17 protein-coding genes and 1 tRNA gene are annotated in these 23911 nt (G+C 56.7%); 10 read left to right on the top strand and 8 right to left on the bottom strand.

Features of this window, described 5'->3' with window-relative positions; translation table 11 throughout:
* Nucleotides 1–86 precede the first annotated feature (86 nt).
* The 5 genes from pgi to PQU94_RS00065 are packed head-to-tail and all read right to left on the bottom strand — an operon-like array spanning nt 87 to nt 5594.
* Nucleotides 87–1700 carry a glucose-6-phosphate isomerase gene (pgi, locus tag PQU94_RS00085; protein ID WP_272739444.1) on the bottom strand — a complete coding sequence of 538 codons (1614 nt, stop codon included), beginning with the start codon at nt 1698–1700 and terminating at the stop codon, nt 87–89.
* A complete protein-coding gene (locus PQU94_RS00080) occupies nt 1697–2698 on the bottom strand; it encodes a glycosyltransferase family 2 protein (RefSeq protein ID WP_272739443.1) in 1002 nt (333 codons plus the stop codon). Before PQU94_RS00080 ends, pgi begins: the two co-directional genes overlap by 4 nt.
* Nucleotides 2688–3935: a tRNA epoxyqueuosine(34) reductase QueG gene (gene queG, locus PQU94_RS00075; protein WP_272739442.1), complete on the bottom strand. Its 1248-nt coding sequence runs from the start codon at nt 3933–3935 to the stop codon at nt 2688–2690. Before queG ends, PQU94_RS00080 begins: the two co-directional genes overlap by 11 nt.
* Nucleotides 3935–4627 (bottom strand): FtsZ-binding protein FzlA, encoded by a 693-nt coding sequence (fzlA, locus tag PQU94_RS00070; RefSeq protein ID WP_272739441.1) that lies wholly within the window; start codon nt 4625–4627, stop codon nt 3935–3937. The genes queG and fzlA overlap by 1 nt, the downstream gene beginning before the upstream one ends.
* A 1-nt stretch (nt 4628) precedes the next feature.
* Nucleotides 4629–5594, bottom strand: coding sequence for a cation diffusion facilitator family transporter (locus PQU94_RS00065; RefSeq protein ID WP_272739440.1), 966 nt, complete (start codon nt 5592–5594; stop codon nt 4629–4631).
* 168 nt (nt 5595–5762) lie between these two features.
* Here PQU94_RS00065 and PQU94_RS00060 point away from each other — a divergent pair, with 168 nt between their 5' ends.
* The 3 genes from PQU94_RS00060 (at nt 5763) to PQU94_RS00050 (ending at nt 8504) form a co-directional block, all read left to right on the top strand.
* A complete protein-coding gene (locus PQU94_RS00060) occupies nt 5763–6953 on the top strand; it encodes a citrate/2-methylcitrate synthase (protein WP_272739439.1) in 1191 nt (396 codons plus the stop codon).
* A gap of 121 nt (nt 6954–7074) precedes the next feature.
* A complete protein-coding gene (locus tag PQU94_RS00055) occupies nt 7075–7872 on the top strand; it encodes an undecaprenyl-diphosphate phosphatase (RefSeq protein WP_272739438.1) in 798 nt (265 codons plus the stop codon).
* Between the two features lie 242 nt (nt 7873–8114).
* On the top strand, nt 8115–8504 hold the full coding sequence (locus tag PQU94_RS00050) for a hypothetical protein (RefSeq protein WP_272739437.1): 390 nt from the start codon (nt 8115–8117) through the stop codon (nt 8502–8504).
* A 100-nt stretch (nt 8505–8604) separates the two neighbouring features.
* Here the strand turns inward: PQU94_RS00050 and PQU94_RS00045 are convergent, their stop codons facing one another.
* Nucleotides 8605–9570 carry a complex I NDUFA9 subunit family protein gene (locus tag PQU94_RS00045; protein ID WP_272739436.1) on the bottom strand — a complete coding sequence of 322 codons (966 nt, stop codon included), beginning with the start codon at nt 9568–9570 and terminating at the stop codon, nt 8605–8607.
* Nucleotides 9571–9799: 229 nt separating this feature from the next.
* Between PQU94_RS00045 and PQU94_RS00040 the strand changes: the two genes are divergently transcribed.
* From PQU94_RS00040 to PQU94_RS18095, 4 genes are all read left to right on the top strand, one after another.
* Nucleotides 9800–9886: transfer RNA gene (locus tag PQU94_RS00040), tRNA-Leu, on the top strand.
* A gap of 600 nt (nt 9887–10486) precedes the next feature.
* Nucleotides 10487–10750 carry a helix-turn-helix domain-containing protein gene (locus tag PQU94_RS00035; protein WP_272739435.1) on the top strand — a complete coding sequence of 88 codons (264 nt, stop codon included), beginning with the start codon at nt 10487–10489 and terminating at the stop codon, nt 10748–10750.
* Nucleotides 10747–11877: a type II toxin-antitoxin system HipA family toxin gene (locus PQU94_RS00030; protein ID WP_272739434.1), complete on the top strand. Its 1131-nt coding sequence runs from the start codon at nt 10747–10749 to the stop codon at nt 11875–11877. The genes PQU94_RS00035 and PQU94_RS00030 overlap by 4 nt, the downstream gene beginning before the upstream one ends.
* A gap of 504 nt (nt 11878–12381) precedes the next feature.
* Nucleotides 12382–12699: a helix-turn-helix domain-containing protein gene (locus PQU94_RS18095; RefSeq protein WP_368407047.1), complete on the top strand. Its 318-nt coding sequence runs from the start codon at nt 12382–12384 to the stop codon at nt 12697–12699.
* Between the two features lie 263 nt (nt 12700–12962).
* Here PQU94_RS18095 and PQU94_RS00025 read toward each other — a convergent pair whose 3' ends face one another.
* Together PQU94_RS00025 and PQU94_RS00020 are read right to left on the bottom strand one after the other, a co-directional pair.
* On the bottom strand, nt 12963–13622 hold the full coding sequence (locus PQU94_RS00025) for a LuxR C-terminal-related transcriptional regulator (protein ID WP_272739432.1): 660 nt from the start codon (nt 13620–13622) through the stop codon (nt 12963–12965).
* Nucleotides 13619–15790 (bottom strand): sensor histidine kinase, encoded by a 2172-nt coding sequence (locus tag PQU94_RS00020; protein WP_272739431.1) that lies wholly within the window; start codon nt 15788–15790, stop codon nt 13619–13621. Before PQU94_RS00020 ends, PQU94_RS00025 begins: the two co-directional genes overlap by 4 nt.
* Nucleotides 15791–15929: 139 nt before the next feature.
* Between PQU94_RS00020 and PQU94_RS00015 the strand changes: the two genes are divergently transcribed.
* The 3 genes from PQU94_RS00015 to PQU94_RS00005 form a co-directional block, all read left to right on the top strand.
* On the top strand, nt 15930–17000 hold the full coding sequence (locus PQU94_RS00015; protein ID WP_272739430.1) for a hypothetical protein: 1071 nt from the start codon (nt 15930–15932) through the stop codon (nt 16998–17000).
* A 15-nt stretch (nt 17001–17015) separates the two neighbouring features.
* Nucleotides 17016–17486: a hypothetical protein gene (locus PQU94_RS00010; protein ID WP_272739429.1), complete on the top strand. Its 471-nt coding sequence runs from the start codon at nt 17016–17018 to the stop codon at nt 17484–17486.
* Between the two features lie 486 nt (nt 17487–17972).
* Nucleotides 17973–23911, top strand: a 5939-nt coding sequence (locus tag PQU94_RS00005) for a two-partner secretion domain-containing protein (protein ID WP_272739428.1), incomplete at its 3' end; no start/stop codon positions are given.

The raw sequence follows: 23911 nt of genomic DNA, 5'->3' as shown, positions 1-23911 counted from the left end.
ATCTGAGAGCAAAAGAAAAGCCGCCCCTTTGCAGAGGCGGCTTTTTTGACTCCCACTAACTGGTGCAGGGGCTGTGCCCCTGCGTCTTATTTCACTTTCGAAATCGCCGCCGTGGTAGACGGGTCGTGCGCCTTGATGGCGCTGCCTGTGATGTCTTCCAGCACCGCATTGGCCAGCGTCTTGCCCAGTTCCACGCCCCACTGGTCGAAGCTGTTGAGGCCCATGACGATCCCTTCGGCGAAGGTCTTGTGCTCATAGAGTGCCAAGAGGGCGCCGAGCGTTTCCGGCGTCAGGGCGTCGAGCAGGACGAGGGTAGAGGGTTTGTTGCCGGGGCAGACCTTTTGAGGGGCGATGATGGCCGTCTTTTCGGCGTCGAACCCGGCTGCCCGGCATTCGGCCTCGGCGGTTTCAAGGCTCTTGCCGACCATAAAGGCCTCACCCTGAGCGATTACGTTCGACAAAAGTTTCTGTTGCATGTCGAGCGGCGCTTCGGGGTTCGACTTCACCGCGATCAGTTCCAGTGGCACGATGTCTTCGGACTGGTGCAGCATCTGGAAGAAGGCGTGCTGGGCATTGGTGCCTTCGTCGCCAAAGACAACCGGGCAGGTTTTGGTCGGCAGCAGTTTGCCATAGCCGTCGGTGCGCTTGCCGTTTGATTCCATCTCCAGCTGTTGCAGGAAGGCGGCCAGTCGGCGCAGACGATGCGCATACGGAATAACGGCGCGCGACGGGCGGTCGAGGCCGATGCGGTTGAACACCTGAGCGGCGGCCAGCAGCAGCGGTGCGTTCTTTTCGAACGGCGCTGTGAGGAAGTGCTGATCCATTTCATAGGCGCCGGCCAGCAACCGTTCGTATACGTCATAACCGGCGGCTATGATGACCGACAGCGACACCGCCGACCACAGGGAATAGCGACCGCCCACCCAGTCCTTAAAGCCGAAGACGCGGTCTTCGGGGATGCCATAGGCCGATGTCTTAGCCGGGGCCGCAGAGACGGCTGCAAGGTGTTTTGAGGCCGCCGCTTCGCCTAGGCCCTTGATCAGCCACTCACGCGCAGCAAGGAAGTTGGCCAGTGTCTCCTGTGTCGTGAAGGTCTTCGACACCGCAATCACCAGCGTTTCGGCCGGATCAAGATCGGCGGTGTTGAGCGCCAGTTCCGAACCATCGACATTCGCCACAAACCGGATATCGATCTGTGGTTTCAGGGGTGTCAGGGCCTGCCAGACGAGGCGTGGGCCGAGGTCTGAACCCCCGATGCCAATGTGCAGAATGGTCTTGAACGGCTTACCGGTCGCGCCCACAATCTGGCCGCTGCGAATGCCGTCCGCATAGGCTTTCATGGCGTCGCGCGCCGTCTTGACGTCAGAAGTGATCTCAGCGCCTCGTAAGCGGGCATTTTCAACGTCAGAATCGCGCAGCGCCACGTGCAGGACGGCGCGATTTTCCGAGACGTTGATCGCCTGGCCCGTCCACATCCGCTCCCGCGCCGCATGAAGATCGGCGGCTTCAAACAGCTTCAGGGCGGCCTTGAACCCCGCGTCTGACCAGGATTGCTTTGAAACATCCACATAGAGCCCGGCGACCGATAGGGATTGGTGACCCAACCGATCGGCTTCGTATTCGAAGTGCGCCACGATTGGGGTTTTGGCATCAATAGCAGCCTGGGTTTTGAGGGCGGTGAAAGCGTCGGAAAGGCTCATTTCGGGCTCCGTAGGTCGAGGCCGCGCCGAAGGATCAGGCGCAAGTCCCAGGTAAATTGAGATAACAAATCGGTTGAACGCAATAGACGGGTACTTTGTAATTGGCGGCGGTCCCGCATCACCGCGCCCAAGCCTGACAAGGCTTCCCTCAGGGCGCGACCGACGACCGGGCCGCGTCCTTTCAATACATCCTTCAGCGCCCCTGACAAGCTAAACAAAAGGTGGGGTAAGAGCATTAGCCACAGCAGAGGGGAGGGGGTGTTCTTCAGGAACATCCAAAGCCGGTTGCGATAGCCGTAGAACAGGGCAAAATCAGAGCGTGCCCCAAGCGTGGCAGAACCGATATGGTCGACGCGCGCGTGCGGGATAAGCAAGGTCCGCTCCCGCCTCAGCCGTGCGCGGTAGCCGAGATCAGCATCTTCGCAGTATATGAAAAAGCGCTCATAGAATCCGCCGAGCGCCTCAAACAGGGAGCGTTTGATAACAAAGGCCGCGCCACACGGCGAAAACACCTCACTTACCGGAATGTGCTCAGGGCGACAGGTGCGATACCCCATCCGAAAAGGAAAGCCAAAAAAGCTCATGCCATCTCCGGCCCCGTCCAGCACGCGCGGATCTTGGGGGTCGAGTTGCAGCGATGTAAAAATGTGTGTGTCCGGATAACTGGCTATGGCGCGCTCTATTTCGTGAAGCCAGTGGGCATGTACAAACACATCCGGGTTTATGAAGCCAAGCCAGTCTCCTCTGGCATGGCGAACAGCGGCATTATTGCCCGCTGCGAAGCCCAGATTTCCGCCATTGTCTATAAAGCGAATCTGAGGAAATTTCGCTGTCAGCGCCTGTGGCGCACCGTCGGTTGACCCGTTGTCGGCCAAAAGAATTTCAAAATCATCCGTATTCTGATCGAGAAGCGCCTGGATGCAACGCTCCAGATAGGCTCCGCTCTGATAGGATAAGACGATAAGTGAAAACCTTGGGCGCGTAACATCAGGTGACATGCCGGCTCCATTCACTCCAGACGTCCGGGTCATCCTCCTGCGCCAGGTGCTGCGCGCGCAAAGAGCGGAAGTCCTGTGCGCTCAGACCGCGCGACAAAGCCCAAACGGCAGACCCTCGAACGACAGGACTCTCGTGGGTGAGGTTTCGTGTCAGCACCTGAACCTTGGCGTCATCAACGAGGTCATCAAAGCTGTTGCCCAGAGCATAATGGACATTACGCAGGAAGCTCGCCAGACCGATACGTTTGATAGGGGATTTGCTGAACAGAGTGCGGAACGCCGCGTCATCCAGTTGCGCCAGCTCGACGAGCGACAGGGCATTGAAGCCCTCGCGCGCTCTCAGCTTGGCCTCGGAGGCCTCAACGGCGAACTTGTTCCACGGACAGGCGGCCAGACAGTCGTCGCAGCCATAGATGCGGTTGCCCATGGCGGCGCGGAAGCGGTCGGGCCAGTGACCGCGAAATTCGATGGTCAGATAGGACAGGCATTCGCGCGCATCAAGCTGATAAGGTCCAACGAACGCATCGGTAGGGCAGGCGTCAAGGCAGGCCCGGCACGAGCCGCAATGATCGCGCTCAGTCGAGCTTTGGGGGATCTCCATGTCGGTCAGAATGCTGCCGAGAAAGAGCCAGGAGCCGAACTCGCGAGAGACAAGGTTCGTATGCTTGCCTTGCCAGCCTAGGCCCGCCAGTTGCGCAAGCGGCTTTTCCATCAACGGCGCCGTATCGACAAACACCTTCACTTCGCAGCCGTAAGCCGTGACGATTTCAGTGGCGAGCTGCTTAAGCTTTTTCTTGATGACGTCGTGATAGTCGTCGCCGCGGGCATAGACGCTGATATTGGCGAGGTCACGCTCGGAAAGCCCCAGCAGGGGATCGCTGTCTGGCCCGTAGTTAAAGCCAAGTACAATGGCGCTTTTCGCCCCGTTCCACATATTCTGTGGGTGAAGACGCCGTTCCAGCGTCTCTTCCATCCACTTCATTTCGCCATGATAGCCAGCCGAGATGAAGGCTTTCAGGCGTTGCGCGGCGTCCCAGCTCTGCGGCAGATGGGTAAAGCCTATTGTCGAAAATCCTAAGCCAAGAGCCTTTTTTGTGATGAAGGTTTTGAGGTCTGCCGACTCGACGGAAAGGGGAGGCCGCAAGGTGGCGGGCGAGGGAGGTTTTTGATGCAGCGCGGACGCCTCCCCCTGTCCCTCCGCCTCTGGTTTGAGGGGGGTGTCGGGCGACGTCTCCATCAGAAATCAAGATCCCGGTAGTGTGCAGAAGGGGCAACGCCCGGGAGCGTGTCGGCCAGTAAAGGACGAAAGGCCGGACGCGATTTTATGACCATGTACCAGGTCTTAAGATGCTTATAGCGGTCCCAGTTCATTTCATCGACATAGTCAATGACACTGAGATGCGAAGCCAGAGCGAAATCAGCATAGGACATGTGCCGGCCCGACAACCAGTTTCGGGCCTCAAGCAGGCTCTCGAAATAAAGCAGATGGTCGCGCAGCGCATCGCGCCCTGCGCGCAGCGCCGACAGATTAGGCGCGCCCATTCCCAACAGGCGCTTTTCCATCTTTTCGTGCAGCAACAAGGCGTTGACTTCGTAGTCGAACTTACGCTCGAACCAGCCTACTAAACGCCTAGCCTCAGCGCGCTCCTGCGGATCTGTCGGCCAAAGCCGTACCTCCGAGGCCGTCTCGTCAAGATGTTCAAGGATCGCGCGGTTTTCACAAAGCGTGACCGTGCGTCCATGGTCAAAGGTTTCCACCAGCACCGGCAAAAGGCCTGATACATTGAGACGCAGAAACTCATCCGTCGGCTCCCAGTACTTAACCGGGGCCTCTTCAAAGGCCAGTCTCTTTTCGCCCAAACTCAGGCGGACCAGCCTCGAATGGGGGTCAAAGGCGAAATGATAAAGCGTGCGCAGTGGTGGGGTCATGTCAGATCTGATGTACCCGGTCGTGCGCTTCGGCAAAGATGCCGCCATGCGGCTCCGACGCGCCGTCCGGGTCGGGGTGAATCAGGATGTCGGCATTCGGATACGCCGACAATATGCGTTTCTCAGCGCTTACGATTATTTCATGGGCCCTGACAAGGGTCAGGTCAGGTCGCAAAGCCATGTGCATCTGGATAAGCACGTGTGGACCCGAAATGCGGGTGCGCAGACGATGGATGTTCAGAACTTCAGGATCATCAGAGGCGAGATCGTGGATGCGCGCCTGCGCCTCGTCTGTAAGCGCACGATCCATCAGGCTGTCGGCGGCATCTTTCAGAACATGCAGCGCTCCCCATAGCAGCCATAGGGCAATCGCGCCGCCGGCAATAGCGTCAATATGCGGCACACCGAGCGCTCCGGCGCCGACGCCCACAAGTGCTATACTGTTGCCGGCAATGTCGGTCAGATAGTGCGCGCGATCAGCCGACACAGCCACAGACTGAGAGGCCTTTAAAGCGGCATTTTGCGCCGCGATCAGAAGGCCTGTCAGAAGGAGGGAGACGATCATCACCGCCACGGACAACAGGCCCCCGCTGACTGGTTCCGGCGCGCGCAGATGATCCCAGGCATCGCGCAGGATCAGAGCCGCCGAAGAAAACACAAGGGCAGCCTGAAACAGCGCTGAAAACGCCTCTGCCTTGCCGTGCCCGAAAGGGTGCTCCTTGTCGGGCGGTGTGCGCGCAAACCGTACGGCAAAAAATGTGATCAGAGAGGCCAGAAGATCAAGCCCTGAGTCGGTCAGCGACGCCAGAACCGCTACCGAACCTGACGCCAAAAGGGCGAGTGTCTTAAGGCCGATCAGCGTCAGAGCCACAAATACCGACAAGGCCGACACGCGCAGGATCATTTCCTGGGGTGTCAGCCCGCTGAAGCTGAACGGGTTAAAGTTGCGCGTAAAGGGCAGGGCCATGACAGGTAGCCTGAAAACTGCGGAAAACGGCTTTTCTATACGCCTGAATTCACGTCGCTACAAAAACTTTAAGCCCCTATTAAACATAGCTGGATTTTAACAGACTGAGCGTTTAAATTTGGGTGCAATCAATCTTGATTGTCAGCCCCGCATGTGAGGGTTTTGCCCATGTCGCGCAAATGGATCAGCCGCGCCGAAGCCTTGCAGCGACTGGATGTCAAGCCACAAACCCTCTATGCGTACGTCAGTCGTCAACGCATTGCCGCGCGAACCGATCCGAATAATCCAAGACGTTCACTTTATGCCCTCGATGATATCGAGCGTCTCACTCAACGCACGCCTCGCCCCGCGGAGGACGCCCCACCTGTCTTGCCGACATTAAGTGGTAAGTCGGCCGTCCGCGGTGAGGCGACGATCGACTCCGATATCTTCATTTCGATAGACAATCGTCCCTTTTACCGTACGCGGGACAGCCTGGAGCTTAGCGAGACCGAAAATTTTGAGGCGGTCGCCGCCCTGTTGTGGAAGGACGACTCCTCAAACCCCTTCGGCCCCCTTAAACCGCGACCGGATGTCAATTTCACCGGCGGACCGCGTGCCCGCGTCTGGGGAATGTTGTCGCGGCGACTGGACGAAGACGCCCTCTCTGAGCTCAGCCCCGACCGAAATCTCCGCCTTGAAGCGGCCGGCATCCTCAATGAACTCATTGATGCGGTAACAAATGGAGGCCCACGCCTTTATTTCCACCAGCGTCTGGCGCGTGCCTGGAAGGTGAATGATCAGCGCGACGTCGATCTGATCCGACGGGCTCTCGTCTTGTCGGCTGATAACGGGCTTGATGCCGCCACCTTGTCCGCGCGCGCCGCGGCGGTGTCGCAAGGGCCCTTATCCTCACCTGTTCTCGCCGGCTTTTCCACCCTCACGGGGCCGGCCATGGGCGGGCGGGTGTCACGCGCGGAAGCCTATGTCACTCAGGTCAGGCGTCAGGGTAATCCTCGTCTCGTGGCGGAAACCTTCCTGCGTCAGGGCGTAGAGCTGCCCGGCTTCGAAACGGAGCAATCACCCTGCGACGCGCTGCGAGCCGAGGCCCTGATGGCCGCCGCCCCTCATATTGGCGAAGACCTCAAAACCATCCGTGCCGTGGGCGAGGAGCTGACGGGGCGGCCACTGGGCTTTACTCTGGCTCTGGCCCTTATCGGGCGCCACCTCGACCTGCCAAAGGACGCCCCTTTTACCCTGATGGGGCTGGGCCGCTCAGCGGGTTGGCTCGCTCACGCAATCGAACAGACCGAAACCGGTTTGTCGCCCAGGGTGAGGCTGCGCTACATTGGCGAACATCCTTTAGCCGCAAATCTCTGACCTTAGGAATCTCCTGGCCGATCGCTCGCCCGAAAGGGGGCACGCGCTTGACCTCTAAACTCTCACAGCGCATGGTGCGGTGCATATAAAATCGCGCTCTCTTTTTCCCCGGACTATTTCAATGGATTATTTAATTGCTTTGTTTCTGGGCTTTGTCGAAGGCCTGACGGAATATATTCCGGTTTCCTCGACCGGCCACCTTCTTCTTCTGTCGCATTTTCTGGGCTTCAGCTCACCCAGCAATACCTTTGAGGTGCTGATTCAGCTGGGTGCCGTGCTGGCGCTTCTCAGCCTTTATTTCAACAAGCTTTGGAATGTCGTCATCACCCTGCCGACCTCGCCACAATCGCGAGGCTTTGCCATCTCTATCCTGGTCGCCTTCTTTCCGGCCCTGGTCATCGGGGTGCTGGCTCACGACTTTATCAAAAGCGTCCTTTTCGAAAGCCCGCGCCTGATTTGCATCAGCCTGATCGTCGGCGGTATCATCCTCTGGCTGGTCGATAAGTACGCGCCCACCCCCAATAAGACCGATCCGTTTCGCCTCGATTTCAAGACGTCACTCATCATCGGCGTCTTTCAGTGTCTGGCGATGATCCCAGGCATGTCGCGCTCTGGATCGACCCTGATCGGGGCCATGCTGTGTAAGGTCGAAAAGAAGGCGGCAGCGGAATTTTCCTTCTTCCTCGCCATGCCGACCATGCTCGGCGCTTTCACCTATGATGTCTATAAGACCCATAGTCAGATGAATTTCAATGATATGGGACTTGTCGCTGTGGGCTTTATCGCGGCCTTCATCACAGCGCTCATAGTCGTGCGCTCAGTGCTGAATTTCGTAGCCAGAAACGGCTATGGCGTTTTCGCTATCTGGCGCATTCTTGTTGGCGGTATCGGCCTTATCCTTTTGTCTCTGGGGCACTAAGGCGCTCGCAAAACCCAACCGCGTGTTAGCCCGGCATTGCCCAGGCTCTCTCCATTGGTGGACGGGTTGGGTTTTACCCTTTGTTTTTTCGCTCTTTGAGCCAGAGACGTTTTTGGCGCGTCGCGCGCGTGCTGAAAATTACACTTGCTGCGAACGACGTTTTTGTGTCCATTCTGTCGCAAATTGTCGCCGTCGGTACATCGAAACCGATGGACGGCCTATAAAACAGACGAGGACACGCGGTGCTTGATGTTGTGTTAGATGCCGAGCGCAAACTCCTGACCTTCAAGGTGCTGGGTCAGATCGACAGCGTTGCGCTGACCGATCGGATCATTGAGGAGTACAAGGCTCACCGAAATGCCTGGACGTTTCGGCGCATCTTTGATTACAGGCGCGCAACCGGTCTTTACGATTACGCGGAAGTCGAGCGTCTGTTAGAGTGGTGGCATAGAGAGACAGCGGGCATGGACATCTGTAATAAGGTGGCCGTGATTACGAACGAAGTCCTCTTCGAGGTGCGTGCCAGGGTGTTTGACGAGGCCTACACGAACGGACAGATCATGACCTTCGACACGCTTGTTAAGGCCGTTGATTGGCTGGATAAGGTCGCTCCCGTCGAGTCACGGCCCTGACCCATTTGTAGCGGCTGACATGGAAGTTTATCGTTCGAGCGTTCAGATACAAAAAGGCCCTCCAGACATCTGGAGGGCTTTTTTGCAATCTGTGTCCGGCTCAGCCCGCATATTCAGCAAACTGTCCGTTTTTGCGAAAGCGCCAGAGATAGGATGGCACCACCGACTCCACCGCCGTCGGCAGAATACCCAGCTCACGCAGGCCCGGCAGCTTGCCTGAGGCCACATTGTCCTTCTGCAGCAGCAGTACCTGATCAGAGGTCAGGAGCGGCTTGATCAGGAGTGAGCTGATGTCACCCACCACACCGATCAGGCTTGCAGCGGCAAATGGCATCCAGATCAGGGCGCGCGGAGACTGAATCTCTTCTCCCACATACTGGACGAGCTCATTGAAGGTGAATGTCTGCGGCCCTACTATCTCAAACGTCTTACCCGCAAAGGCCGGGTTGCCAAGCGTATCGGCAATAGCGCGCGCCACGTCTCCAACATAGACCGGCTGGAACTTCGTCTTGCCGCCGCCAATCGAGGGCATAAACGGAAAGGCTTTGATCTGCTCGGCCAGTCCCGTAAAGAAGCCATCCTGCGGCCCGAAGATCACTGACGGGCGCACGATTACGGCCGAGGGAATAGCTGCGCGCACAGCCTCTTCGGCCTTGCCTTTGGTTGAGGCATACTTCGACGAGGATTTGGGATCGGCACCAAGCGCCGACATCTGCACGAAGTCCTTGATGCCGAGCTTGGCGGCACCCTCGGCGATCGCCTTTGAGGCCGCACGGTGTACCGCATCGAAAGAGGCGCCGGGCGTTTGATACAGAATACCCACAAGGTTGACCACCGCTGACGCGCCATTGAGTGCCGCCTGAACCTCGGCCTCTTTGCGAACATCGCAACGCACGATCTGAATCTGTCCGACGGTCCCCAACGGCTTGAGATCATAGGCATAGGTTGGCTTGCGAACGGCGACGCGCACACGCCACCCCTTTTGCGCCAGCGCCCGGACGACCTGCTTACCGACAAAGCCTGACCCGCCGAATACGGTGACCAGTCTTGAGGATAGATTAGACATGTTGAAACCTCGGATGCGCGGATGCCTGTGGGGCGGCACCCCTTCATAAACCCCAATTAGCGCATGGGCTTGTGCGTCGCAATCCCTGACGGCCCTTGGCTCTGCCATTTTCGACGCAGTCATCTGTGGAAATGTAAAAAACTTTCAAAAAGACCATTGACCTGCTTCGACCTTCTCTGTATTTCACCGGCCTCCGCTCGCAAGATCGGAACGCAACCTGATTGAATGTGCCCAGGTGGCGGAATTGGTAGACGCGCTGGTTTCAGGTACCAGTGGCTTAACGGTCGTGGAGGTTCGAGTCCTCTCTTGGGCACCAATCAGTAACAGAACCCGCCGCAAGGCGGGTTTTTTGTTTTCAAATCCAATGATTTGCGAATAAATCCCTCCAGGGTGAGCATCTACGGCAATACCGTATTTGGAATGATCCTGCTACGCCGCTCCGGCACGGCTTCAGGCTCCATGTTAGGACGTGTGGAGATCGTTTGGGCATAGTGCTCAGCCTCTCTTTGTGATCAGTTTGACGGCTGCGAGGCGGCTGTAGCAGTCCCGCTATGCCGTTGGGCAGGCCGTTCAGCGCTTCACGGGTCGAAGGCGTGAACGTAGCCGCCGTTTCGACGGCGTGATCGGCCAAAGCCTAGGAGTTGGGAGGTGACATGGCGGACGCAAGAGCCGCGAGCGTGCCCGGGTGTCGGATTTGGGAAGTGCATCAAAGATAAGGGCAATCGGTGCGACAATAATGCACGACCATAGCGACGCAAGATCCCTTTGCGGATCATGTTTTGGTCGCGTGATACGGGAGGGGATCATTTCGATAGTATGCAGGCCCGAGATAAGATATGTTTAGGGATCATTTGTTCAGAAATGATCTGTATAGGTGTCTAGAATGCAGTGTGAATCCCTTCAGGAGATAGGCGCTATGTTCCGAAAGGCCCGGCAGACATCGGGCCTAACGCAGGAGCAGGTGGCGCGTCTGGCCGGTATCTCGCGCCCGCGGTACAGGGAAGTCGAAGCCGGAAGCGCCGCGGCGCGCGCAACCACATTGATCAACATCGCCCGGGCACTCGGATTGGAAATGATGATGGTGCCGCAAAGCCTGGTTCCGGCCGTTAACGCCCTTCTGAGGCATCCTGATGACGATGACCTGCCCGCTTTCGTTGCGCAACCGGATGAAGCTTCGTGAACCGGTTCTGTCAGGCAGCACAGCGAGGCTTTGCCGCCTTCTTCGCCAACCTGCTGCCGGAAGACAAGTTGCGCGAAGCGATGGAGAAGTATCACGCAGAGGACGTGCGCCCCGGCAATGACTTTGATCTCCTGGCGGCCATCGGGGCCGACTTGCCAGGCGCGGTCAGGGCGGTGCCCAGCGACGGCTCTCAGGTGAATCCGCCTGCGGGAGGCGTCGATGCTCCCAAGGCCCGATTTTCCCTCGCCGGTGTCCAGATGAAGCTGTCGGTAATGAAGAATACCGGCAAGGGCGGCGGCCTGACTTTGCCACTGAGAGACGGCGAGGGGCAATATATCGCCAAATTCCCGTCAACAGCTTTCCAGGGCGTTGCGGAGAACGAATACGCCAACCTGGCCCTGGCCGAAGCAATCGGTATGGAGGTCCCTGAGCGAGAACTGGTCGAGAAGTCGGACTTCGCAGGCATCCCGGAAGAGTTCTCTACGCTGTCAGACGGCAAGGTCCTCCGGATCAGGCGGTTCGACCGCAGCACCCATGACGAGCGGATCCACATCGAGGACGTGGCGCAGGTCTTTGGCGTCTATCCTGCCCGCAAGTATGTGGGGGCGGCTTACCAAGACATCGCCCGGGCAGTGGCGATCGCCAGATCGACCTCGCCCGCCCTTGAATTCGTCCGGCGTGTTGCCAAGGCGGTCATGACTGGCAACGGGGACATGCACCTCAAGAACTGGTCTCTGATCTATCCCAGGGATGGCGCTGTTCCCGCGCTTGCGCCAGTCTATGATCTACTGTCCACCGTGCCTTACATTCCTGCGGATAATCTTGCGCTTTCAGTGGGTGGAGAAAGGTCGTTCAAAGCAATTACCGCCGCCCGGTGGAGGACGTTCGCCAATCGTGCGCGTCTTGCGAAAGTCGCTGTTCTGCAGGCCGTCGCGGAGACGGCCTGGCGTGGCAACGCCAGCTGGTGGACGCTGTCCGAACGTGTAAACATTCCTGATGAGGTGTTAAAACGTATGGATGCACATGTGGACGCTATGACGCCGCTGATGGCGGTCGCCTGTTTTTCGATTAATGGACTCTTCGGGGGGAGGATCTTTGCAGTCGCGGCGCACCCGGCGCATCGCTAACATCTGCGTCGGCATCGATCCCTCTTGGAAAGGAGCGATCTAAACACTGAAAGAGAGCCCCGAGATCACCGCGCAACTGGGCGGGATAACTTCGGAATGGTGGGCGCGATCATCTCGGAATCTGCAGCTTCGGGTGGTGAGACGCCTCCATCGGGGCGTCTTTGTCGTCGGTGCCAAGGCGTTATCTTCGCCTGTCGGCGGCTTCCTTGGCCAACTTCACTAAATTGGCGGGCAGTACGCCGAGTTTTGGTAAAGGACTGTTAGGCAGCGAACTAAGGGCCTTCGCTAATCTCCGCAAAACGTGCGGATAATAAAGTTGGTATTCTCCGCGCTCGTTTGGCAACGGGAAAAATTGCCCGTCTCAGCAAAGATGTCTTGCGCCTCTATCTAGCGACCCGATCGGGATGTTTTTCCTTAAATCCGGCTTTCTATACCCTAATCATCCCGATCGGGATGATTGGTTGATTTCTTTCACTGGGTCCAACAATTGTCCCGAAAGGGTTGATGATGACGCCTATCAGAAAGGTCGAGGATATTGGCTATTGCGTTCACCGAGCGCGTAAGATCCTAGGACTAACACAAGAGCAGCTGGCTGCAACATCGGGCGTTGGGGTGGGCTATCTGCGTGAACTCGAGCAAGGTAAGGAGTCCTGTCATATCGGTAAAGCTCTCATGGTCTTGTCAATGATGGGTCTTACCCTGAGCTTCATGGTCTTAGTGAAGAAGGCGATGCGAAAGGTCTTTACGCAGGACGTAGTAACTGTGACGCAACGGGTCGGGGTAAAGCGTGAACTAAACGCTCATACTCCGTGTCATTGCTGAGATTGAGCGTGTTATTCTCTCCATCTGTTTCGTTACGAGGCAGCCGGGCAGCAAATTTAGAATATACGCGCCTTGGTCTCAACTCGACTATCCTGCTAATATTATGAGCCGTTTTTCACTTGCTTTTGATTTATCCGCATACGTATCATATACGCTTGAATTGTCATTACCTTTGTCGCCAATGTACAAACGAACTTGACCCACAAGATCGCAAGCGGGAATTTGAGGTCGTCCTGTGTGTTTGGGATTCCTGGGCGCGTTATTCAGGCAAGACCACGCCTAACGGCCTCGCGTACGGCTTGAGCCCGACTGGATACATCGAGTTTCTGGTAGATGACACGCACGTAGCCGGCAATGGTCGTAGGGCTCAGATTTAATAGGCCGGCGACCTCGTTGATAGTAAGCCCCTTGGCGAGAAGGGTGAGCGTCTCTGTCTCGCGCCCGCTCAATGCGACCTCCGTACTACCTTGCCCCCTCATCGATGGGATGTGGAAATGGCTAAGAAGGCGCCGGGCAATAGAGGGAGAAAGCGGCGGTTCACCCTGGTCGATCCGGCGCAGGTAGTGAACCATCATCTCGTTGACCTGGTCTTTAAGAAGATAGCCACGGGCACCGGCCGACAGCGCGTCGAACAGGTGATGGTCGTCGTCATAAATGCTAGACACGACCGACGTGACCGCCGGAAAATCGGTGGCGATTTCCGCTATCAGATCAACGCCTGATCCATCGGGCAGGCCAAGATCTATGACGGCAAGGCTAAAACCTTGCGCCCTTGCCGCACTTTTTAGCCAGCGCCGTGCCTCCTTCAAGCTCGCGGCAACTTCAACCTCTATCCCAGGGAATGCCGCGTGAAGAGCCTCGGTTGTATGAATCTGTTGGGGTAGCTGATCTTCGACCAGAAGACATTGGCGCTGATCAGTCATCGCTCTCGCTCCGGAACCAAGGCTTTCAGCGGCAGATCGATCTCCACAGAGGCGCCCATGTTTGCGTTGGTAAACTGGACACGACCGTTCACTTGCGTCAATCGCTCACACACACTTTTCAGGCCTTGTCCGTTCCATACACCTTCTAAAACGGACGTTGGAAAGCCTAAACCGTTGTCCCACACGGCAAGGTTCAGGTGGGTGGAGCTCACGCTATGCCGAACGACAACCCGGGTCGCCTGTGCGTGTTTGATGATGTTTGTAACTATTTCCCGAACCGACGCGCTGAGAGCCTTATTCTGCAGCGCTGACAAAGTTATGAAGGGTAAATCATCAGGCCACACGGGCCAGTCAAGTCCAAGATGGGCGGCTTCGCACCGTCGAGCGGCCTCATGTCTGATGTCGGCCATGATATGGTCGATCGGCACATTGTTGGAACCTAGGGTCGATGCGATGTCGCGAATATCATCAAGTGCACCGTGTATGAATGGACGCGCCGCCTCATCGGCGACTCCTAGCCCGGAGATGAGCTTGCCGCTAACCGTATCGTGAAGATCTTTAGCCAGTTTCACTCGCTGCTCTGCAGCGCCCCGCTCATAGGCATTGAGGCCGTCGGCGGCCTTGTTCGATAAGCGAATGATCTGGTCGATAAGTTCGACGTCGCGCGGTCCGAACAATCCTCGTCCGGACCTCGGATTGGCAAGCCTCAAGGCCGGGATATCAAGGAAAGCTGGCAAGTCGAGGAATAAACCGTCCTCTTCGATTTGGGGGCAAGCTGCACCATCGGAGGTCAATGTGATCGCCGTGGGGGTGAATAGGCGATTGACAAGCGCGTGCCAGCGTTCATTGCGCTGGAGCGGGTCGGCCGCAAAAGCCATATCGAGCACGCTGCTCATCATCTCGCTCTCACTCAACGTCCGTGTGTGCACGAAACGTCGCCACAAAAGATCGCGCAGCGGCAGATATCCGAAGGCGACGGCGAGTAGTGCCAGGCCCACCGATGATGACGGCGCGAGCCTCACCCCGTAAATCAGCAACGCATCGAGCAACAGAAAAAGCACGGCCGCCACGCCGAAGAAGAAGATACGAAACGCCCAGTCGGCCACCTCAAACAGGCGAAAGCGCGCAACGCCAATAGCAATCCCGCAATAGAGCAATAGAAAGCTCAGAAAGAGAAAACTTTCCGGCATTAGATGATACTGGCCCTGGATCAGATAGAGGAGGACCGTTACCCCCCATGACCCTGCGCCGACCAAGACAGATAGGCCCAACCATAAAAGGGCGGCACGCGAACGCGCTGAGCTCCTGGTGGCGCGAAACTGGATGATCAGTATTATCAGAACGCCGATGAGAACTGCCAGGCAGTAAACCATCATGCCTGAGGGGCTACCCAGAAGCCTGAACTGATCCAGCAAAAATATAGCGAGCCCGGACGCCATTACATAGCTATAGGTGCGCGCAGACACCAATCGGGTCGGAAAATGAAGAAAGAGCCCCAGGAGCGTTGAACCGAAAATCACGGTCGCCACGTGATTGACGCCCAGACCTATCGACGCGATCAAAGGATCGACGGCCACGGGTTCGGAGAAGGCCGCCGAACTCGACACTGCCGCGAGCAGCATGGAAAGCCCGTTTACAGCGAGAGTGCGCGTGGCTGGCTCGTCCGGCTTGAGGGTCCAGACCGAAGCGCCAACCAGGAAGGCGAGGAGGCCAACGATCATCGCGATCCAGAACCCTTCCGCAAAGGATTGTACCGGTAAAGACGTGACCCTGGACTGGGTTTCAAAGGTCCGCCCGTCAGCGGCCTTGACCGTCATGAAAATCGAACGTGCCTCAAGAATGCGGCTGATGTCGCCTTGGCGTGCCAGGTACGCATCGAGCGCCTTGTAGGTTTCGATGCCCTCAATTTGGGTTACGAAGTCGGCGGGTGAGAGGATGAAGCTCTCAGACTGGTTCGGATGGCGTAGGGCAAGGACGCGCAACGCCTCGCCGCCTTTCTGCAGCGTCAGTCCACCCTCGGTGCGTGTCACCCCTTCTATCGACTTACCCTGAAGCGCGATGTGAAAGCTCAAGCCACTTACAATCACCGCAGCGATTAAAATCAGCCCCAGCTTGAGAGCGTTTTTGCGCCCCGCCTTGGTGAAACACCCTTCAGCCCATTGCCGCAAGTAAACCCCCAACCCGGCCCGAGACCGGTACTTTATTTGACGGACACCCTCCGTTCAGAGGGTGACAGTGCGCTTGGCCCCCACTTAGTTTTGCTCGCCCTGCGAACGACGTCCTCAACTGACGAGAAAGACCCTATATATGAATAGAAAGCATTTGTCCGCCCTTGGCCTGGCCCTCCTCCTTGGTGTCGCGGGGGGGGCGCAAACCGCGTTTGCTTCAGGAGAAAAAGTCGCACCACTGCAAAAGCCTGTCATGTTTGATCCTGATGCGAGTGAGGCCATCGATGGCAATGCCTTGTTCTGGGTCAACCCGACCAACGGCGCCAAAGGTGTAAAGAGGGTCATCATACCCTTCTTCCAGATTCAGTTCGTCCAGGACGCCCAAGCAAACGCCACCGGAGGCGGTGGCGCGCATTCACGTACCTCTGTCGAACTAGAAGGGCCGACGAACGCACAGATGCAGGCCATTACCGACGAGGTGTTTGCGGCCTTCATTGCCGACCTTGAGGCAGCGGGCCTTGAAGTTATCCGCCCGGAAGCTGCCAAATCCTTTCCCGCTTTCAATGACATTATGGCTGCCGGCAAACCATCGGGGCAGATGGTCAAAGGGCTAAACTCGGTTCGTTCACAATTCTATTCCCCAACAGGGATGAACTTCTACTTTTTGCCCACCATGCTTCCCGAACTGGCGGGCGGCGGTTCAATGACGGCTGCCGGCAATGCCCAAATTGTGCGCAAGGAGGCCGATCTATTGAACCAGTCCGGCGCCGCGGTCGTTGGACTTCGAGCGGTTGTTGATTTTGCAACCCTGTCAGCGAGCGATCGCCGGGGGCTGAGTGTGTTCGCGTCCAAAGCCAAAACAGGAGCCGAGTTTGGCCTTTTGATCAAACCCCAGGCGACCCAGCTCTTCCTGATCACGCCCGAGGCGAAGGCAACCATGACGGATCCTCAAAACCGCATGCGTCTTGAGCTTCAGGCCCCACTGATGATTGACAGCCGCGCGATCTTGGCTGCTGAAGACAATAAAACGGTCGGTCAAAAGCGCTCGGAAATCGCAGGTAATGCACTCAGCCTTCTCACTGGCGTTGGCATGAGCAAATCGCAATCCTTTGCCGTCAAGGTGGATCCGACCATCTGGGAACGGGACGTGACGGTGGCGCTAAAGAGCGTTTCGCGGGCCGCTACGACCAAGCTTAAGTCTGGCCTTTAGCACTGGGAGACAGACATGAGATCAATCGCATCCACCCTTGCATTGGCGCTTTTGTGTATGAGTGCGCCATTGCATCTGCACGCGCAGTCCCCCACCCAACCGGCGGCGAGCCCACGTACCTCAAACCCTCACATCAGTGATAAAGATTTTCAGGAGGCGTACGATACAATAATCGTAGGCCTTGGCCTCAACGAAGCCTGCAAAACTGTGCTCGATCCAAAACACTATGAGGGGTACAAAACATTGTTGCGCGTATCCCTCGAACACATGGGGGCGCAGGAAGATGAGCTTGCCAGGGCTGAAGAGAGCGGCGTGAAGATGTCAAATTCTTTGTGCGAGGGAAGGGGCGAATGCTGGCGCTCCTTACTGGAGCTTCCCGCCTCCACTACGAAAGAGGCGGGCAGGACAAATTGTGATGATAAGCTTATGGGGCTGCTTGACTATGTCGACACGCTTCTCGGCGAGCCGTCAGAAACAGACAATTGAAAGAAAGCTCCTCAACTGGCGGGACGTGACGTTTGACGCTTCCAAAACGTCACGGCACGTCTCACGCACTGGCGGTATGATGGGCCCAAACCTTGATGCACCCGATCCTGTTCGTCCTGGCAGACCGACATCGGGTTCATTCCCGCCGACAAGCGATGCACCGAACCTTTGAAACGTCTGAGGCGGGCATCTTTCAAGGTTTCAATAAAAGCCAATGGGTTTCAAATCAGCCTGACGCGTCCCATGGTGGAAATCTTTCAAGCGGCCCCAACGACCTGCGCCCGCAAATCCAACACGGCCCGCTTGCCCACTGCGTTGCGCCCCTCATCGATATCCGGTACCCAGAAAATGCCAATAGCTGCGTGCGCTTGAGCGCTCTTAACAGGTTAACAGCGCGTTGAAACACTTGGGAAATTTTCCTTAACTATAAAGAAAGGTACGTAACTTTATACCTTCAGACCTGAGCTTTTAGAAAAAGAGCATTCCATGTCTGAATCGATCCTCTCCGTCCGTCCGAACACGTCTCGCCAGAACGCGAGCTTAAGACGATGGCTCACAGGCACGACCTTTCTGGTCGCTGTCTTTGCGGTTGGCGAGGCCATTTCAATACCGGTTCTGGCCCAAAGTCTGCCAAGTGGCGGCGACGTAGTTGCCGGCGTTGCGGATATAAGCTCGCAGGGGCCGACCATGGTTGTTCGCCAGTCGACCGACAAAGCCATAATTAACTGGTCTGATTTTTCGATCGGTGAGGGGAAATCGGTCGACTTCCAAAATGGCTCCGGGGCCACCCTCAATCGGGTGACAGGGGCGAACCTGTCCACCATAGACGGGCTTTTATCGTCGACGGGTTCTGTTTACCTGATCAACCCCAATGGCGTCATCATCGGTAAATCCGGAACCGTACGCGTCGGCGGTGACTTTGTTGCCTCCACGCTTGGCATTTCGAACTCGGATTTTCTTTCAGGGGGCGATAAGACCTTTTCAGGCGAGACCTTTGCCTCCGTTATTAATCTCGGTGAGGTCGGCTCTCTCGGCGGGAATGTTGCACTCTTAGCCGCTCAGGTTCGAAACGAAGGTTCCCTTAACGCCCCCAAAGGCAATGCGGGTTTAATTGCAGGCAGCCGGATACTGATGCGCGACACCGAGCTTGCGGGTGGGCGCTTCCTCGTTCTTGCAGGGGGAAGCCAAACGACCGTTTCGCAAACGGGTCTGATCGAAGCGGTAACGGCCGAACTGCGATCGGAGGGCGGCAACATTTATGCCTTGGCGGGGAACACCCAGGGCCTGATCCGCGCCACCGGCGTGACCCAGCGCGACGGACGCATTTTCCTCAGTGCCTCCGGCGGCCAGGTTGAGATTAAAGACACGACCTTGACGGCCACAGGAGAATCGTCGGGGGGGCAAATTGATATCACCGGCAAATCCATCCTCGTGTCCGACACGGCGCTTTTGGAGGCATCCGGTGTCGAGCAGGGTGGGCAGATAAAGGTCATTGCCGACATGCACGGCGGAGATCTGCGCTTTAACGCCAAGGCGGTCGCTCGCGGAGCGAAAAGGGGCGGCTTTATCGAAACCTCCGGCCACAGCGTCAACTACAATGGTGCCCTGATCGACACGGCAGGCGCAAAGTCAGGGACCTGGCTAATCGACCCGGAAGACATCACCATAGACGCAGATGCCGCCTCCACTATCGAGGCAAACCTTCTCAGTACAAATGTCGTTGTCCAGACGACATCCTCCACGGCCAGTGGCCCTGGCGTCGCGCGAGAGGGACAAGGCGATATCATTGTTGACGCGGATATCAGGTGGGGGAGCGCTAACACGCTCACATTGGATGCATTTAACGCCATCCGCATAAACGCTAATCTCATCATAGACGGTGCCGGCGCTCTTGAGCTTCTCACACAATATGGAGATTACAGTTTTGCGCTTGGCAAATCGCTTACCTATTCGGGTGCCAACGGTGGCGGGCTTTCGATAAATGGTACGAACTACGCGCTCGTTTATGACGTGGCTGATCTCTCTAACCTGAACGGTTCGAGTGACGCTTTTGCTCTGGCCAATGACCTCACCCTGTCGGGTCCTCTGTCGCAATCCTTAGTTCAATCATTCTCTGGCACGTTGACGGGCCTCGGACACTCTATCAACAATCTCAACATTGCTGACACCTCGCAGCCCGTTGGCTTTGTCAGTGAGACCTCAGGCACCCTTCGCGATCTTGTCTTCAACGAAGGTATCGTGAGCGGTGACAGCTTCGTGGGTGCGGTAGCAGGCATCAACAATGGGCTCATTAAAAATGTCTACTCCAGGACGTCAGTCGAAGGGCAAAGCCAGTACATTGGCGGGCTTGCCGGTCAGAATAACGGAGAGATTTATAACAGCGTTTCTGCCGGACGTGTGAATGCATCTTTCGCCGACCAGGTAGGAGGCCTCGCAGGAAACAATAACGGGACTATTCACGCAGTCGTCGTCTCAGCCCCTGTTAAAGGCCGCGAGCGCGTTGGCGGGGTTTCCGGAACGGATGGCGGGGGCACTTATGATGCCGTTGTCACAGGTCTTGTCACAGGCGCTCAATATGTTGGCGGTATTTCGGGATCGGACGACGTTTATTTTTCAGGCGCTTTTTATGACCCAGCTACAACGGGGCTGAGCCCGGATATAGGTTACGCGCTCGACACATCAAGCCTGCAGTCCGCGAGCTTCGCAAACTCGATGGATATGACCTACTTCACCGCTGAGGATGGTCTCTACCCCTACCTGAAGTCGTTCTTTCCCAATGGACAGATCGTGGTCGCGGGCTTTGCGTCTGATAAGTCGGCGGGGCGTCAGATTAGCCTCTATAACTCCGGCATCTCGTCAGGTTCCGTCCTATCGGGCGCCAATGGCTATTACTATATGGCTTTGGCAAAATCTTCCTTATCGGGCAGTGTCGGCGTCACCGAAGAGGATCTAAACGATCCGGGTAATTTGATCGCCGCGGGCTTTGCCGATGTGGACGTATCCGCCATCTCGCCCAAAAGTCTCAATCTGCGCGCCGGCTCACTAAGATATTTTACTTCAGCCGCCCGCTATTCTGACGTTGATACCTCGATGTTTTTCCGCTCGGCCGATGCATTTGGCAGCTTGGATGCAACGGTTCAATCGGCGTTTCAGTACAACGGTTTCGCGCTTTTCGGCCTCGGTGATTTCTCAATCGACGCCACACCGAATCTCGGTGGAGTGGCAACCATAGGTGCTACGGGCGGAACCTTGTCCATTGACCGTGATATCACGATTGGCAGCCATACCACTCTCAAGCTGGCTTCGGACAAGATGGTCGTGTTCAATGCCAATGTAGCGGGAACGAGCGGGGCAACCATCGCGCTTGAGGTAGAAGAGTCCGTCAGCCGTGGCTTCAACAACAGAGGAAATTATTTATTTTCCGAGGGAAAATCCCTAACGCCCAATGGCGCAGACATTTTCATCAACGGGAACCTTTATACACTTATCCATAATGCCCAAGACCTGATGGCCTCGAACTGCAGCTACTGCGCGCTATCGAGGGATATAAATTTTGAAAATATTTCGGGCGGGGCCCTTCTATTCGATCGCGTGCTCACAGGCCTAGGTCATTCTATTTACAATATAAACTTTTCTCCAGACCAAAACTATTCGCGTGCGATATTCCAGGTCAATACAGGCGTCATTCGCGATCTCAGCATCTCTGGCCGCATTTACATGCCAGATCTGACGACAGTGGGCAGCCTTGTGTCTCAAAATTCTGGGGTCATTTGGGGGGTGACAAGCACGATCGATGTAACTGGTCTCGACGGTGTGGGAGGACTGGTCGGAAGTAACGGCGGGTGGATCGGTTACTCCCACGCTTCCGGGAATGTAACTGGCCGTCATACGCTTGGTGGATTAGCCGGATATAGCACCTTCGGCGCGGTGAGTTTTAGCTATGCAACCGGTAGCGTCACCTCGAACGCAAACGGCGTTCAGATTGGTGGCTTGGTAGGCTATACAAACGGAGGCGAAGTCAAAGACAGCTTTGCTACAGGCAATATCTATGGCGCAAATAGCGACGTTGGTGGCCTCATCGGTTATTCGAGCTTCACAGACATAAACCGAACCTACGCGACAGGCTCTGTCTATGCGTCTGGATCCGCCGTTGGCGGCCTGATCGGTCGCATTTTCCGGATTCCAATGGCAAACTCCTATGCCACCGGTGCCGTGTTTGGGTCGTCACGAGTAGGCGGTCTGGTCGGTGACTTATTCTGGGGATTTGGCTTTATCAAGGGTGTCTACGCAACCGGTTATGTTTCCGGTAACGATATGGTGGGCGGCCTGTTCGGTAGTTACGACAACACGCTTGGCATTGTCGATTCCTACTGGGACGTGACGAACTCCGGGACGAACCAGGCCATTGGTGCGACTTACAATCCCTGGAGCATGATCGCTATTATGGGGCTCAACCGAGGCACGCTTCAAAGTGGAGCTTTGTTCTCAGGCTTCGACGGAGCCGTATGGGGGACGGGTAGCGGGCTTTATCCTTACCTTCGTTCGCTCAATCCGACGGGCGTGAAAGCAATCACGGGGTCTGTAAGCACTCCTGGCGCAGCGGGAGCTAAGGGTTCGACGGTGAATGCCTTCGCCGGAGGAAACATCCTGGGCTCCGGCTCGGTAGGTGCCGATGGTCAGTTCTATATACAGGTGAGCCCTTCATCGCTCAACGGGCTTTCTGCTCTCGGGCTATCTCAGTCTGGCGCCGGTCAGCAGGTGGCCACGGGGTATGCCTATACGACCAACCCCTCGGTTACGGGAAATCGGGTACAAGGCGGAAGTGTTGAAGCCGGCGTTTCCAATCTGACAACGAGCCAAACGACGTTTAGCGGGCTGTCCTCATTCCTTCAAAGCGTCTTCGGTGCAAATGCGCCGGCTGTCACCCAGACCGACGGCGTCCTTACGAAAATCACATCAACTGGCGCGTTCCGTTTCGATACCGCCAGCTCTTTTGGCGGCGGCTTGAGCGTTTTAGCATCCTCCGGCATTACGGTGGCGAGCGATGTTGTGGCAAACGGTGACACAACCTTTTCCAGTCCCATCACGCTCGCCTCTGACGCCTCGATTAATTCGGGCGTGGGAACGCTTACCTTCAACGGACGTATTGATGGCGCCCACAGTCTGACCGTTCGCGGAGCGGCCCTCACAATAAATGCGCCGATAGGGGGTATCAGTCCGCTTAGCCAGGTGCGTGCGATCGCCACCAACGGCGACATCAATCTGAACGCTCCCATTTCGACTACGCAATCCATTCTGCTGGCCGCTAATGGTCGTCTTTTGAATACCGCGGGTGCGTCAGCGCTGTCTGCTGGCACGTCATTTATTGTCTATACCCAAGATCCATCGGATCGCTTAGGGCAATTGCCCATTAACACCTACAACGGCCTTAGCGCCGTAAACTATTATAACGATGCCTTTGATTTTACTCAGGCGACATTTGCGAGCGTCGTCCCCACGGGCAACCACTTTGTTTTTGCCTATGAGGCCACGTTAACCCCAACGCTCTCCGGTAGCGCTCGCAAAACCTATGACGCGGGTGTGGCGGCGGATATTTCGAACCTTTCGGTGAGCGGGGGCACGCTTCTTTCGCAAAATGATACGGTCTCACTCTCTTTCTCGGGCGCAGAATTTGACGATCAGAACGCCGGCGTTTCGAAAGGGGTGACCGCCACTGGGATAACCCTCACTTCGAACCCCAACAACTACAGACTGATTGCAACCACGGCGACGGCTCAAGTCGGACAGATCGATAAGGCGGCTCTGACGCTGACGGCGGGGTCGGATCAAAAGACCTATGATGCGACGACGGCCTCGTCTGGCACGGTTAGTGTCACGGGTCTGAAGGGCTCTGACAGTGTAACGAACGCAAGTCAGGCGTTTGACAGCAAGAATGCGGGTGGCCGCACACTCACCGTGACGGGCTACACCCTGAACGACGGCAATAATGGTGGCAACTACACGGTGACCACTCAGACCGCTTCGGGTCAGATCGATAAGGCGGCTCTGACGCTGACGGCGGGGTCGGATCAAAAGACCTATGATGCGACGACGGCCTCGTCTGGCACGGTTAGTGTCACGGGTCTGAAGGGCTCTGACAGCGTAACGAACGCAAGTCAGGCGTTTGACAGCAAGAATGCGGGTGGCCGCACACTCACCGTGACGGGCTATACGCTGAACGACGGCAATAATGGTGGCAACTACACGGTGACCACTCAGACCGCTTCAGGTCAGATCGATAAGGCGGCTCTGACGCTGACGGCGGGATCGGATCAAAAGACCTATGATGCGACGACGGCCTCGTCTGGCACGGTTAGTGTCACGGGTCTGAAGGGCTCTGACAGCGTAACGAACGCAAGTCAGGCGTTTGACAGCAAGAATGCGGG

Origin of the sequence: Asticcacaulis currens, assembly GCF_028550395.1 — a bacterium.
In the GTDB taxonomy this organism is placed as follows: Bacteria; Pseudomonadota; Alphaproteobacteria; order Caulobacterales; family Caulobacteraceae; genus Asticcacaulis; species Asticcacaulis currens.
This window is presented reverse-complemented; position numbering and strand designations above follow the sequence as displayed.

What these genes read in the sequence shown, in the direction of transcription:
- pgi (WP_272739444.1), bottom strand. Translation starts at nt 1,700, where the DNA reads ATGAGCCTTTCCGACGCTTTCACCGCCCTCAAAACCCAGGCTGCTATT.
- PQU94_RS00080 (WP_272739443.1), bottom strand. Translation starts at nt 2,698, where the DNA reads ATGTCACCTGATGTTACGCGCCCAAGGTTTTCACTTATCGTCTTATCC.
- queG (WP_272739442.1), bottom strand. Translation starts at nt 3,935, where the DNA reads ATGGAGACGTCGCCCGACACCCCCCTCAAACCAGAGGCGGAGGGACAG.
- fzlA (WP_272739441.1), bottom strand. Translation starts at nt 4,627, where the DNA reads ATGACCCCACCACTGCGCACGCTTTATCATTTCGCCTTTGACCCCCAT.
- PQU94_RS00065 (WP_272739440.1), bottom strand. Translation starts at nt 5,594, where the DNA reads ATGGCCCTGCCCTTTACGCGCAACTTTAACCCGTTCAGCTTCAGCGGG.
- PQU94_RS00060 (WP_272739439.1), top strand. Translation starts at nt 5,763, where the DNA reads ATGTCGCGCAAATGGATCAGCCGCGCCGAAGCCTTGCAGCGACTGGAT.
- PQU94_RS00055 (WP_272739438.1), top strand. Translation starts at nt 7,075, where the DNA reads ATGGATTATTTAATTGCTTTGTTTCTGGGCTTTGTCGAAGGCCTGACG.
- PQU94_RS00045 (WP_272739436.1), bottom strand. Translation starts at nt 9,570, where the DNA reads ATGTCTAATCTATCCTCAAGACTGGTCACCGTATTCGGCGGGTCAGGC.
- PQU94_RS00035 (WP_272739435.1), top strand. Translation starts at nt 10,487, where the DNA reads ATGTTCCGAAAGGCCCGGCAGACATCGGGCCTAACGCAGGAGCAGGTG.
- PQU94_RS18095 (WP_368407047.1), top strand. Translation starts at nt 12,382, where the DNA reads ATGATGACGCCTATCAGAAAGGTCGAGGATATTGGCTATTGCGTTCAC.
- PQU94_RS00025 (WP_272739432.1), bottom strand. Translation starts at nt 13,622, where the DNA reads ATGACTGATCAGCGCCAATGTCTTCTGGTCGAAGATCAGCTACCCCAA.
- PQU94_RS00015 (WP_272739430.1), top strand. Translation starts at nt 15,930, where the DNA reads ATGAATAGAAAGCATTTGTCCGCCCTTGGCCTGGCCCTCCTCCTTGGT.
- PQU94_RS00010 (WP_272739429.1), top strand. Translation starts at nt 17,016, where the DNA reads ATGAGATCAATCGCATCCACCCTTGCATTGGCGCTTTTGTGTATGAGT.